General features: G+C 64.6%; 10 protein-coding genes. 5 read left to right on the forward strand and 5 right to left on the reverse strand.

Features of this window, described 5'->3' with window-relative positions; translation table 11 throughout:
* Together LJE61_RS10870 and LJE61_RS10875 are read right to left on the reverse strand one after the other, a co-directional pair.
* On the reverse strand, positions 1 to 432 hold a 432-nt coding region (locus LJE61_RS10870), incomplete at its 3' end, for a deoxyribodipyrimidine photo-lyase (protein ID WP_296918389.1).
* 122 nt (positions 433 to 554) lie between these two features.
* Entirely contained in the window at positions 555 to 1,487 is a 933-nt protein-coding gene (locus LJE61_RS10875) for a histone deacetylase family protein (RefSeq protein WP_296910818.1), read from the reverse strand.
* A 217-nt stretch (positions 1,488 to 1,704) separates the two neighbouring features.
* Here LJE61_RS10875 and LJE61_RS10880 point away from each other — a divergent pair, with 217 nt between their 5' ends.
* Positions 1,705 to 4,383: a bifunctional acetate--CoA ligase family protein/GNAT family N-acetyltransferase gene (locus tag LJE61_RS10880; RefSeq protein ID WP_296910819.1), complete on the forward strand. Its 2,679-nt coding sequence runs from the start codon at positions 1,705 to 1,707 to the stop codon at positions 4,381 to 4,383.
* Positions 4,384 to 4,535: 152 nt separating this feature from the next.
* Here LJE61_RS10880 and LJE61_RS10885 read toward each other — a convergent pair whose 3' ends face one another.
* From LJE61_RS10885 to ftsH, 3 genes are all read right to left on the reverse strand, one after another.
* Entirely contained in the window at positions 4,536 to 6,044 is a 1,509-nt protein-coding gene (locus LJE61_RS10885; protein ID WP_296910821.1) for a lytic transglycosylase domain-containing protein, read from the reverse strand.
* Positions 6,045 to 6,492: 448 nt separating this feature from the next.
* Positions 6,493 to 7,083, reverse strand: a complete 591-nt coding sequence (locus tag LJE61_RS10890) for a Maf family protein (RefSeq protein WP_296910823.1) — start codon at positions 7,081 to 7,083, stop codon at positions 6,493 to 6,495.
* A gap of 216 nt (positions 7,084 to 7,299) precedes the next feature.
* Positions 7,300 to 9,234, reverse strand: coding sequence for an ATP-dependent zinc metalloprotease FtsH (gene ftsH / locus LJE61_RS10895; protein WP_296910825.1), 1,935 nt, complete (start codon positions 9,232 to 9,234; stop codon positions 7,300 to 7,302).
* Between the two features lie 397 nt (positions 9,235 to 9,631).
* On the opposite strand from ftsH, the gene LJE61_RS10900 reads away from it, so the two are divergent.
* The 4 genes from LJE61_RS10900 to LJE61_RS10915 all read left to right on the forward strand — a co-directional run bounded on the left by LJE61_RS10900 (position 9,632) and on the right by LJE61_RS10915 (position 13,121).
* A complete protein-coding gene (locus LJE61_RS10900; protein WP_296910827.1) occupies positions 9,632 to 10,540 on the forward strand; it encodes a PDZ domain-containing protein in 909 nt (302 codons plus the stop codon).
* A gap of 233 nt (positions 10,541 to 10,773) precedes the next feature.
* Positions 10,774 to 11,850, forward strand: a complete 1,077-nt coding sequence (nagZ, locus tag LJE61_RS10905) for a beta-N-acetylhexosaminidase (RefSeq protein WP_296910828.1) — start codon at positions 10,774 to 10,776, stop codon at positions 11,848 to 11,850.
* On the forward strand, positions 11,847 to 12,398 hold the full coding sequence (locus tag LJE61_RS10910) for a hypoxanthine-guanine phosphoribosyltransferase (RefSeq protein ID WP_296910830.1): 552 nt from the start codon (positions 11,847 to 11,849) through the stop codon (positions 12,396 to 12,398). The genes nagZ and LJE61_RS10910 overlap by 4 nt, the downstream gene beginning before the upstream one ends.
* A gap of 252 nt (positions 12,399 to 12,650) precedes the next feature.
* Positions 12,651 to 13,121 (forward strand): hemerythrin domain-containing protein, encoded by a 471-nt coding sequence (locus tag LJE61_RS10915; RefSeq protein ID WP_296910832.1) that lies wholly within the window; start codon positions 12,651 to 12,653, stop codon positions 13,119 to 13,121.
* The last annotated feature ends 30 nt before the right edge of the window (positions 13,122 to 13,151 follow it).

The following is a 13,151-nucleotide window of genomic DNA, read 5'->3' on the forward strand; positions in this document are numbered from 1 at the left end:
GTCGCCGGTCGCCGTCGCGATGTCCCAGGGCTCGAAAAGAACCGATCCCTGGTGACTGTCCACCCGCAGCCCATCCGAGCGCAGGGCCCGTTTGATCCGGCCGTCGCGCTGTCGGGTCGCCGGATCGTAGAGCCGGTTCCAGTGGATGCGCGTGGCACCGGTTGCCGCCGCGATGTGCCGCAACCGCGCCAGGCTGTCCCCTCGCGTGATCCACAGCCGGCTGCCCAGGGAGCGCAACGAACGATCCAGGCTGCGCAGGCTCCCATGCAGCCACCAGCGGCTCGCGGCCCCGGGGCTCCACGGGGACTCCTCGCCGGGCTCGTGGACATAGACGGGGATGAGCCGGTCGCAGTCCACCATGGCAGCTCGGAGGGCCGGATTGTCGTCGACACGCAGATCGCGTCGAATCCAGAGGATAACGGTGCTCGACATCAGCATCTCCCATGCCGACACGCTGGATAGACAAGCCCGGCGCGCCGTTTTTTGGCGTTGCGGCGGGGGCGTGACACCTCTATCCTTATGCTGCGATGCAGCAGGGTGGTGCGAGCCGTCGGTCAGCCGCGTCCGATCAACTCGTCGATATGGGTGCTCACGCATCGGCCCAGCGCGGAGAGGCTATAGCCGCCTTCCAGACAGGAGACGACGCGATCCTGGGCATGACGTCGCGCCAGGGCATGAATCTCGCGGGTGATCCAGGCATAGTCGGGCTCGCGAAGATTGAAATGGGCCATGTCGTCTTCGGCGTGGCCATCAAAGCCTGCCGAGATCACGATCAGCTCGGGCTCGAACGCGTCGATCCGCGGCAGCCAATGGGCGCTGACCGCATCCTTGAAGGCGGCTCCGTCGGTGAGGCGAGGAAGCGGCAGATTGAGGATGTTGGGCGCGACCGTGTCGGCGCCGCTTCCAGGGTAATAGGGGTGCTGGAAGCTCGAGCAGAAGAGAACCCGTTCCTCCCCGAGGAAGATCTCCTCTGTCCCGTTGCCATGGTGGACATCGAAGTCGACGACGGCGATGCGTTGCAACCCGTGATGAGCGAGTGCGTGAGCAGTGCCGACGGCCACGTTGTTGAAGAAGCAGAATCCTCCCGGGGTGCGGCGTCCGGCGTGGTGCCCGGGCGGACGCACGCAGCAGAAGGCGGCGTGGTGCTTCTCGCTCATCACCAGATCAACCCCGAGGATGGCTGCGCCGGCCGCGCGCAGGGCGGCGGCCAAGGTGTGGCTGTTCATGGCGGTGTCGCCGTCGACCCAGGTCAGGACGTCGTCGGCATGCGGGGCGGCCGCGAAGATCTCCCGGACGTAGTCGGCGTCGTGCACCCGCGTCAGTTGCTCGACCGTCGCCTCGGGCGCGTCATAGTGGGTCACCAGCATCTCGATGCCGGAGGCAATCATCCGGTCTTGAATGGCGAAGAGGCGTTCCGGGCACTCTGGATGGTGCATGCCCATCCTGTGCTCCTGACACGCGCGGTGAGAGATAAAGGCGAGGTTCATAGGGTGTCCTCAGGGCGCGATCGCCATCGGGACGCGACTTCCCCGGGGCGATTCTCGTTGCCGATGTTCTTGTCGTCGCCTGACGGTCTTGAATATGCCGGGCCAGACACGGCGATCCGCCGCTCCGGGTCACACTGGAATGGATCAGCCCAGCGGCGGTCGCAGGCGTATTCATGTGTTTTTAGCTTAAACCTTTTTTGCCTGGGAGGGCGGGGCCATGCGCGTGTCCGATATCGAGCAGCTTTTTACACCTGGTGCCGTCGCAGTGTTCGGGGCCAGCGACAGCGAGGGCTCCATCGGTGGCATGGTCTTTCGCAATCTGCTGGCCGGGGGCTTCAAGGGCAATGCCTATGCGATCAATCCCAAGTATGACCGGGTCGCAGGCGAGACCTGCTATCGGGATCTGAGCCAGCTCGACAAGCATATCGATCTCGCGCTGATCGCCACCCCTGCCGATCGGGTGCCAGCCATTCTGAGGCAGTGCGGCGGCTATGGGGTCAAAGTGGCGGTCGTCCATTCGGCGGGATTCGGCGAGCATGGCGAGCGTGGGACCGCACTTCAGGAGAAGATGGTTGAGGCGGCGCGCAGCAATCGCATCCGGGTGCTCGGGCCCAATTGCATCGGGGTGATGCGACCCCAGCACGGACTGAATGCCAGCGTCGGACAGGATTTGCCGCGTCGCGGGAACGTGGCACTGGTCTCGCAGTCCGGGGCCATCTGCACCGCCATGATCGACTGGTCGGAACGTCGGCGCATCGGTTTCTCGGCGGTGGTCTCTCTGGGCGCGGCCGCGGATGTCGACTTCGGGGATGTCCTCGACTATCTGGCGCTGGATCCGCAGACCCAATGCATCCTCCTCTATGTGGAAGGGATCCGAAGCGCCCGCCAGTTCATGAGTGGTCTGCGCGCGGCGGCTCGGCTGAAGCCGGTGGTCGTGGTCAAGGCGGGTCGGCATCCGGCGGGGACCCGCGCGATCAAGTCTCACACCGGCGCCTATGTCGGGTCCGCGGATGTCTTTCGCGCCGTCACGGAGCGCGCGGGGGTGGTTCAGGTCTCGAATCTCGATCAGTTGTTCGCCGCGGCGCAGGTTTTCGGAACCCGGCGTCGCTTGGCCGGCGATCGCATCGTCATCATCACCAACGGCGGTGGCCCGGGCGTGCTGGCGGCGGACCGCACCGTCGAGTCGGGTCTCTCGCTCGCACAGCTCAGCGAGGCGACGCGAGAGAAGCTGGAGCAGGCGCTGCCCGACCATTGGTCGCATGGCAACCCGATCGACATCATCGGTGATGCCCCTCCGGATCGCTATCGGCTGGCCCTCGATGCCTGCCTTGCCGATCCGGAGGTGGACGGTGTGCTGTGCATCCTGGCGCCGTTGGTCTTCGGGGACCCGGTCGCGACCGCAGAGCAGCTGATCGCGGCGGCTAAAGAGAGCCGCAAGCCCGTCCTTGCCTGTTGGATGGGTGGCAAGCGCGTGGCCGGGGCGCAGGAGCTGCTCGCCGAGCACGACGTGCCGCATTTCGACAGTCCGGAGGTCGCAGTCGAAGCCTTGTCCTTCCTCGCCAACCACCAGCGCAATCAGAAGCTTCTGATGCAGTCGCCCGGACCACTCTCACATGAGGATGCCCCAGACGTGGACGGGGCGCGTCTGATCATCGAGGGCGTGATGGCCGAGGGGCGCAAGGCGCTGGGCACGGTCGAGGCCAAGGCAATCCTCTCGGCGTTCCGGATTCCGACCATGCAGGCGGTGCTGACCCGTACCCCCAACGAGGCCTTGATGGCGGCCGAGGCCCTGGGTTTTCCGGTGGTGATGAAGATCGACTCGCCCGATCTGGAGCATAAGTCCGATGTCGATGGCGTGCGCCTGAACATCGACAATGCTCAATCGGTCCGGCGGACCTTTGCCGAGATCGTCGAGCGCGCCAAACGGCTGCGACCGGATGCCCGCGTGGAAGGCATCACCGTAGAGCACATGGCCTCCACCCGTGCCGCGCGTGAGCTGATGATCGGCGTGAGTCGGGACAGGATCTTCGGTCCGGTGATCAGCTTCGGTGCAGGGGGCACCAAGGTGGAGGTCCTCGAGGACCGGGCCCTCGGCCTGCCGCCGCTCAACGCATTCATCATTCAGACGATGATCGACCACACCCGGATCGTCCGTCTGATGGGCGCCTTCCAGCATATGCCGCCGATGAACCGGGTCGCCTTGGCGAAAATCCTCCAGCGGGTCTCCGAGATGGTCTGCGAGCTGCCCGAGGTCATGGCGATGGAGATCAACCCGCTGATCGGGACAGATAAGGAGGTGATCGCCGTCGATGCGCGAATCACGGTCGACTATCGCCCCCCACAGCAGACGACTTACGGCCATATGGCCATCCACCCCTATCCGAGCCATCTGCTCGAGCGGGTCCAGTTGCCCGATGGGAAGGACCTGGTGATCCGTCCGATCCGTCCGGAGGACGCCCAGATGGAGCAGGAGTTCGTCCGAGGGCTCTCGGAGCAGACCAAATACTTCCGGTTCATGCAGGCCATCAAGGAATTGACGCCCGAGATGCTGGTGCGCTTCACCCAGATCGACTACGACCGTGAGATGGCCCTGATCGGGGTGGTCGAGGAGGACGGGGTCGAGGTCGAGGTCGGCGTCGCCCGCTACATGGCGCGTCCTGGCGGCGAGGCATGCGAGTTCGCGATCGTTGTGTCGGACACCTGGCGCAATCTCGGCATTGGCGCGCGGCTGATGCGTTCGTTGATGCAGAACGCACGCTTACGGGGCTTTCATATCATGGATGGCGAAGTCTTGAGCGCGAACAGCCGGATGCTTGCGTTGGTCAAGTCGCTGGGATTTCGCATCGAGAGCGACCCCCAGGACATGGCGATCAAACGGGTGTCGAAGGTCTTGTAGGAAACAGGCTCCTAAGCGCCTTGCGTCCCGGGCAGGCGAGCATAACGGGGCGCCAGCGGCCGCTCGGAACAGGGGTGTCGAGCGCTGCGGCGAGAAGCCGGTGGGCCGCGATGCGGGCGTGCCAAGCCCGCACTCAGCGCACTCGCTGGCAGTCAGATACCCAATTTGAGCCTCTGGCCGGGACGGATATGGTTGTCGTCGGGCCGCAGCTTGTTCAGGCGACGTAGCTCGGCGACGGAGAGGCCGTTTTGGGTCGCGACTCGGTAGAGCGTCTCCTGGGGCTTGACGACGTGGTAGCGCGGCGCGGAGGCGACCTTGGGTTGAGCCTTGGCGGGTGCCTTTGCCTGCGGCTTGGATTTGGGCTTCGGTTTATCGACCTTGGCAACCGCTTGTCGAAGAACCGGTGACGGTTTCGCCTCGGAGCGTGCGACCATGACCGTCGACACCGGCGGCGGATGGCTCGCGATCCGTTGCTTGGTGCCAGCCGGCAGCCAGACCGTGCTGCCTGCGGGCAGGGGGTTGCGACCGTCACGTGCCGGATCGCGCCAATGCTGGTTCAGGTCGGCGAGGCGATAGCGGGTCAGGCCGTAGTGGTTTGCAATATGGTCCGCCGGCATGCCATGTTGCAGCACCAGGCGATCGTGGCGCCAGGGCTCCTCGAGCCTGACACCCTCCGGAAAATACCGATTGGCATTGCGGGTGACCTCTCGGGCCGCGATGAACTCAGCATAGAAGTTCCTCGAGGCAAAGCCGAAGGACTTGCCCTTGTAGTCTTGCACGATCCGCCCGATATCGTTTCCGAACTGGGCCTTGGCGTTCGCCATCCCAGCTTGGCCGTGGTTGTAAGAGGTGATGGCGAGCGGCCAGCTCCCGAGCCGACGATAGGCTTGGGAGAGGTAGCGCGCGGCGCCATCTGCGGCCAGGATCGGGTCCAGCCGCTCGTCGAGCGTGTCGTTGACGTTCATGTATCGGCGGCCGGTCGACGGCATGAACTGCCACACGCCCGCTGCGCCCACACTTGAGCGCGCGTTGACCTGGAACGAGGACTCCACGTGCGGGAGATAGGCGAGATCCTCGGGCACCCCATGGCTGCGCATGATCTCGCGAAAGGGCGCATCGTACCGCCCGCTGATCTCGACACCTCGACGGAAGCGCTCGCGCAGCCCACGTTGACTGCGTACTCGCTCCGCGGCTCCGTATAGCGCGCCACGCCCGCCCCCTTTCTCCAGCTTCGCAAGCAGTGTCTTGTCGCTGCTGCTCAGACGCTCTCCCGCGCGCACCCGCTCTTCGAGGGCGCGCAGCCGATCGGAATAACTCCTGGTTCGGGCTCGCACCAGCTCGCGCTGCGAGACCGTGTAGCTGTCTTGAATCGGCGCCGGGAGCTTGATGACCTCATAGACGACGCCCAAGTACTGGTCGTCATGGATCGCGACCTCGCCACGTCCCCACATGCCGTAGACATGGCGCCAGAAATCGACGTTGGGCTGGATCTCGCTGGGCACCGGGAAGGCGTCGGATCCGGCAACTCGATGTCCTGAATGGCCACCCTGATCGGTGATGTCGTGTTGCCCCCCCGTGCTGCCGCAGCCGGTCAGGCCGAACAGTCCCAGTGACAGGAGCACGAACGAAAGGCCCCAAGTGCTGAAGCGATGAGTTGGCATGGTCCGCAGGTCCTCTTGGCTTGATCCAGGCCCGTCATCGGCCCCGCAAGGATGCCCACGCGAATGATCGGCAACACTTAAGGAAACGCTGAAATATTCGGCGCTTCATCTGCTGATTCTTGGCCAGGATGGTCAATGAATCAGTGTCTACTTAAGCCCAACATACGACAGCAGTGGTCCGACATTCGTGGCGTGCCGGCATCTTCACCCCGGGCGATGGGGTAGGGCCAATGAGCGCAACGACGCCGGAATAATGGCGCATGAAACCGCCCTTGGCAATGAGGAAATGCCCTAATTGAGACCTGGGTCCTGAAAAGGCCAATTCTGGAAATCTGACAGACGCGGTCATTGCGACGAGGCCCCGCTATTGGAGATTCCGTCGGAACACGCGCGAGCGCTGCCGTCGCGTATCGACCGAGCGCCCATTGATTGACCGTCACAAGGGGTGTCATGCCCCCAAAGGGAAAACCCCTTCGGACTCAAGCAATGTGATCAAGCGGATCAGTGGAAGTCCAATCAGGGTATTGGGATCATCACCTTCGACACGTTCGAATAGGGCTATACCCAGTCCTTCGGACTTGAAGCTGCCTGCACAGTCGAATGGCTGCTCGCGGTCGAGATAGCCTTCGATCTGTTGTCGGGTCAGAGCCCTGAAATGGACCCGATAGGGCTCGACGAGGGTCTGGGCCCGGCCGGTCATCGTGTTGAGCAGGCAGAGACCGGTATGAAAGACGAGGGTCCGCCCCGATGCCCGCTCCAGCTGCGCGACGGCCTGCTCCCGGTCTCCGGGTTTCCCGAGAACCTCATCCCCGATACAGGCGACCTGGTCGGATCCGATAATCAAGGCATTCCGGTATGTTTCGGCGATGGCCCTGGCCTTGGCCTCTGCCAGTCGCAGCACCAGGACCTGCGGGGATTCCGAGGAATTCCGCCGCTCGTCGACGCGAGGGGCGGCCGTCTCGAAGGGAAGGCGGAGCCGCTCAAGCAAGGCGCGGCGATAGGGCGAGGTCGAGGCAAGCACCAAGGTTGGCGAAGACACGTCTGTCGGATCCTGACCGAAACTTGGAAAAGGTCAGTGCGTGACAGCGCCACTGACATGGCGCCCGAGCCCTCCACACCACTTTGGCTCGGGTCAGGGCAGGGCGTCGGGGCACCTGGTCTTCGCGACTCAACGCCAATCGGCTTCGCCATCCGTTGCAAGGGCGACGATCGCAGGCCCTCTCGGCGGCGGCGAGGACGCCGCGATGGAAGAGCCTCAGACCCCTCCCACAGCGCCCCCGACGACCGGGGGATTCTCCCTCGGCGGGTCGCTTTCGGGTAGGCCACCGCCGCCACCCGCGCCTGCCCTCGGCTTCGTGTCTCCAGCACCGTCCTCGGGCTCGCGCATCGGCCGTCCGACCATGATGTCGTCGATCTGGTCCTTACCGATCGTCTCGAATCGAATCAGGGCTTCGGCCATGATGTGAAGCTTGTCGCTGTTCTCCTCGAGCAGCAACTTGGACCGCCGGTAGTTGCGATCGATGATGGCCCGCACCTCCTTGTCAATTGCCTGTGCCGTCTCAGGAGAAATCTGACGCTGCTGGGTCACCGAACGTCCGAGAAAGACCTCGCCCTCATCCTCGGCATAGGCCAGGGGGCCCAGATGGTCCGAAAGACCGAATCGAGTCACCATGTTACGGGCGATATCGGTTGCCCGCTCGATGTCGTTCGAGGCCCCGGTCGTGACCTGCTCCGGCCCGAAGATCATCTCCTCGGCGAGGCGGCCGCCGAAGAGTGTCGAGATCTGACTCTCCAGCTGACGTTTGCTCATGCTGTAGCGGTCACGCTCCGGCAGAAAAAGGGTCACGCCGAGCGCACGGCCCCGCGGAATGATGCTGACCTTGTGCACCGGGTCGTGCTCCGGCACCAGGCGGCCCACGATGGCGTGGCCTGCCTCGTGATAGGCGGTCAGTCGCCTCTCAGCCTCGGACATGACGATGCTGCGACGTTCGGCTCCCATCATGATCTTATCTTTGGCGCGCTCGAACATCGCCATCGAGACGTCGTTGTGACCGGCGCGGGCGGCGAACAAGGCCGCCTCGTTGACGAGGTTCGCAAGGTCGGCGCCGGAGAACCCCGGGGTTCCTCGGGCGATCGTCCGAGCGTCGACATCATCCGCGATCGGCACTTTCCGCATGTGGACCTCGAGGATAGCGGCCCGTCCGGCGAGATCGGGCAGGCCGACGACGACCTGCCGGTCGAATCGACCCGGCCGCAGCAGTGCGGGATCGAGCACGTCCGCACGGTTTGTGGCCGCAATCACAATGATGCCTTCATTGCCGGCAAAGCCGTCCATCTCGACGAGGAGCTGGTTCAGTGTCTGCTCACGTTCGTCGTGCCCGCCCCCGAGGCCGGCGCCGCGCCTGCGACCGACGGCGTCAATCTCATCGATGAAGATGATGCAGGGGGCCGCCTTTTTGGCTTGCTCGAACAGATCGCGCACGCGCGAGGCGCCGACGCCGACGAACATCTCGACGAAGTCAGAGCCGGAGATGCTGTAGAAAGGAACCCTGGCCTCGCCGGCGATGGCGCGAGCGAGCAAGGTCTTGCCGGTTCCGGGAGGACCGACCATCAGGACTCCGCGCGGGATGCGGCCTCCCAGGTTGGAGAACTTCTGGGGATTTCGTAGGAAGTCGACGAGCTCCCCGACCTCCTCCTTGGCCTCTTCGACACCGGCGACGTCGCGCAGGGTGACCTTCACCTCGCCCTCGGCGTGCTGTCGTGCGCGGCTCTTCCCGAAGTTGAAGATCCCGCCGGCCCCGCTGCCGCCCATGTTGCGTCGCATGAACCAGAACCAGACGCCGATCAGGAGCAGGAAGGGCAGCCATGCGACCAGGATTTGTGCCACGACGCTCGGCTGCTTAGGGGCCTCAGCCCGGATGGTGACGCCGTTCTTCAACAGGTCGCCCACCAAGGCGGGATCGCCCGGGTCGAAGGTCTCGAAGCGCGATCCGTCCGTACGCAGCCCCTTCACGCGCTGATCCTGAATGGTCACCTCCTGAATCGAGCCGTCGGAAAGCTCCTGCAGGAACTGGCTATAGCTCAAGCTGCGCGCCTCGATCTGGTCGGGCGTCGTCATGCTGTTGAGCATCATTACCAGCCAGACGGTGACGGCGATCCAAAGCAGCAGGTTCAACTTCTTTGCATTCATCGTAAAGCAACCCTCGTTGGCGAGTGCGCGGTGCAGGTTCGCCGGAATGCGCCATAGCGCTTTGGCGAACACATCAGGGCAGGAGTCGAAAAACCAATGTCCAGCGGACCCTGCACTCGGCGCCGCCAGCTTACCAGCTTTTTCAGACCGCGCGACCGATCATGGCCCTTGCCGCCCCCCGGACCGGACGCCGATCAATGGCCTCTCCCCCAGCCATCGCCCCGGGAAGCGAGGCCACAGTCGCAATCCACTTTGATGCTCCGCCGCGTATGACGGATGGAACCAGCCGGGCATCGTTCCCGGCGGGGGCGGTGAGCTCACCAAACCCCTCCCTGCGGGAACGCCAGGGTCGGCTCGCGGTCGCAGAGGCAGGTCAGTTGCAAGCAGGTGTCACTCTATGAACCCGCCCGTCCTGATGCTCCTCGCCACCTTTGCGACCGGCGCTCTGTCCGGCGCGGCCGCCGTGGGAGGGTTTTTGATGTCAGGCGACCCGCCTCAGCCGGCGGCGCCGAATGAGGCTGCTGGTGAGCAGCCAATGGTCAACGAGGCGGGGTTGCCGACTCACCTTCTGCGCGCCGGAGGCGAGGAGGGTGATCCGACGCCACCCGCAGAACCGCGGCCCGAAGACGGGCGCGAGCCAACCCACGCCGAGGCGGACGCGCTGCGCGCCATGCGCTCCCGCGTGGTCGGTCTCGAAGCCCGCCTGAAGACCGTGGAGCAGACCCTGGCGCGCGTGCAGCGCGCGACCGCCGCAGAGGCGCGCACGGATGAGCCCGAGTCTCTCGCAGCGCCCCGCACCGCGGACGAGCGCCGCGCCGCCATGGTGGACGCCGGGGTGGATGCCGGACTGGCGGAAGAGATCGTTTTCCAGGAAGCGCAACGCTCCCTCGCACGCCTGTCCGTGCGGGATCAGGCGGCCCGTGAGGGCTGGCTGGGCAGCGATCGCTACCGCGCGGAGATGCGCGGAATCGATGCCGCTGCGCGCTCGCTTCGGGAGCAGATCGGAGACGCCATCTACGACCGCTACCTGTACGGTACCGGCGAGGACAACCGGGTGCAGGTGGCTTCCGTGATCCCCGGGTCCGCAGCAGAGGCCGTGGGGCTGGAAGCGGGCGACCTGATCGAGTCCTATGCTGACGAGCGGGTATTTCGTTTCCGGGATCTGCGCGGCATGACCACCGAGGGGGAGCTTGGAGAGCTGGTTCCGGTGCGTGTGCGCCGTGGCGATCGTCTCGTCGAGACCTGGGTTCCGCGCGGGCCGCTCGGCGTGAATCTCGACTCGGCGCGGGTGCGGCCGCTGGAATGATCGCCATGGGTGTCCCGATCGAGCTGGACGGCGACACTAGGCCCTGCGCCACGACTATGTTATACCCGTCGCATATGGATTTTCCGCTGCGATACACGCCTCTCGCGCCCGATCGCTGCGTTGCGACTCCTCGCAATCGAGCCCGCTATGTCACATCGTCGCGACCGGACACCCCCGGTGGGCAAGACGTCCGAGCCCGTGTCTCGGCGCGGCGAGAGGCCGGGGTCTAGTCCGTGCCGCTGGGTCCGGTCATGCTCGATCTCACGGGCAAGTCGCTCGATGCCGAGGATCGGGAGGTATTGAGCCACCCTGCCGTCGGCGGCGTGATCCTGTTCGCGCGTAACTTTGAGTCACCTCGGCAACTCGCTGACCTCACGGCTTCTATTCATTCGCTGCGGGAGCCGCGGCTGCTGATCGGAGTCGACCAGGAGGGGGGGCGGGTGCAGCGGTTTCGACACGGATTTACCCGCCTCCCGGCGGCCGGTCGGTTCGCCGCTCTCTACCGGCGCGACCCAGTGCAAGGGTGCCGCGCGTGTCGCTCGGTCGCTTGGCTCATGGCGGCAGAGCTCAGATCCGTCGGGGTTGACTTTAGCTTCGCCCCCGTGCTCGATCTCGATCGGGGGCTGAACCCAGTTGTCGGGGACCGCGCATTTGGGGCACGGGCCCGCGAGGTCAGCGCGCTGGCGTTGGCCTGGCTCGAGGGGGTCCGGTGCGCGGGCATGGCGGCTGTGGGCAAGCACTTCCCGGGACACGGTGGTGTGGTCTCCGACTCGCATATCGAGCTGCCTATCGATCCACGGGCCTATGCCGATCTGGAGACGGAGGACATGGTCCCGTTCGAGCGCCTGATCACGCATGCGCTGGAGGCAATCATGCCTGCCCACGTGCTCTATCCGCACGTCGATGCCCAGCCGGCGGGCTTCTCATCCCTCTGGTTGCGCGATGTCCTGCGCAAACGCCTCGCCTTCCAGGGGGTGATTTTCAGCGACGACCTGAACATGGCCGCGGCGGCGGCCTACGGTGATCATGCCGAGCGTGCCCGAGCGGCGTCGGACGCGGGATGCGATATGCTTGTGGTTTGCAACAATCGTCCCGCGGCGCTGGAGGTTCTCGAAGCATTCGCCGGCCGACGAGACCCGACCGCGGAGGTGCGTCTGCTGAGAATGCATGGTCGCGGACACCATGAGAGGCAGCGCCTGCACGAGTTTCCCGCGTGGCAGCGCGGTGTCCGGCAGGTTGCCCTCCTAGAGGATCTTGAGACGCTCGAGCTCGGGCTCACTGACCCGACCGACCCGGAGACCAAGGGATGAAGCTTGACCCACGCCAATACGACGCCGTCGCTGCACGTGCTGTCTGTCTCGTCAAACCCGGGGAGATCGAGGCTGCCCTCGACCAGATGGCGGCATCTGTCACCGAGCGACTCGCAGGGAAGGATCCTTTGGTCCTGTGTGTCATGACCGGCGCCGTCATCGTCGCCGGCCTGCTCCTGCCGCGGCTGGGTTTTCAGTTGCGGGTCGACTACGTCCATGCCAGTCGATATCAGGGCGCGACCAGCGGTGGAGAGATCGCGTGGAGCTACCGCCCATCGGGTGCGATTCGCGGAGAGCACGTGCTCGTGCTGGACGACGTCCTGGACGAGGGCACTACGCTTCGGCAGATCGTTGAAGCCTGCCGGGTGGATGGGGCCGCGAGTATCCACACCGCGGTCTTAATCGAGAAGGACCGCCCGCACGAGTGCGAGGCGGATGTCGTCGGGGTCGTGGTTCCGAATCGTTACCTCTACGGCTACGGTCTCGACTACAAGGACTATTTCCGCAATGCCGCCGGCATCTACGCCGTCGCCGACGAAGACGTCTAGCGCCCCGCCGCACGCTGGCGTCCCGGCATGGGTTCGCTGTTTCCCGGTCGATGCGATATATCGGTATTTGCTAACAACGCAATATAATGATGCGCATTTTGACTCTATTCCCGCTTTCGTATAAACCTGTGCCCAGAGCTGCTCCGGCAAATCTGACCGGGCCGAAACCGGGTCCGGCTCGCTCGTCGGTGGCCGCGATGGTCATGCGCGCGGCCCGCACGTCTGCACAACGAATGATCAGGAGGATGGTTTATGCCGACCCTAGAAAGCTACCGCCACACCCATGCGGAGCTGCGTCAAATGATCGAGGACCTCAGGTCACTCCTTACGCCCGAGCAGCTGCGTATCCGGCCCAATGCAAAGACCGCTTACGAGTTGCTGTGCGACCTCGGCGCGAAGGTCCGAAGTCATCTGGCGGAAGAAGACCGGAGTCTCTATCCGAGTCTGCTGATTCACGAGGACCCGAAGGTGAAGTCAATCGCCTGGGGATTCATCAGCGGTGAGAAGCCCCTGCGAAAGACCTTCGACGATTATCACAAGCATTGGCTGAAAAACTGCGACTTTAATTTCACTGAGGATTTCCTGGCGGAGACGCATGAGGTCTTCGAGATGGTGTCCAAGCGCATCGATCGTGAGGCGCAGGTCCTGTTTCCAAAGCTGGTGGAGATTGGCCTGTTTCAGGATGCGGCGCGGTCGCGTACAGGCGCAGCTATAGGCCGCTAGGAGCGTCTCAACCGAGCTGATCTGGCGCCG

This window comes from Thiocapsa sp. (assembly GCF_022340925.1).
GTDB lineage: Bacteria > Pseudomonadota > Gammaproteobacteria > Chromatiales > Chromatiaceae > Thiocapsa.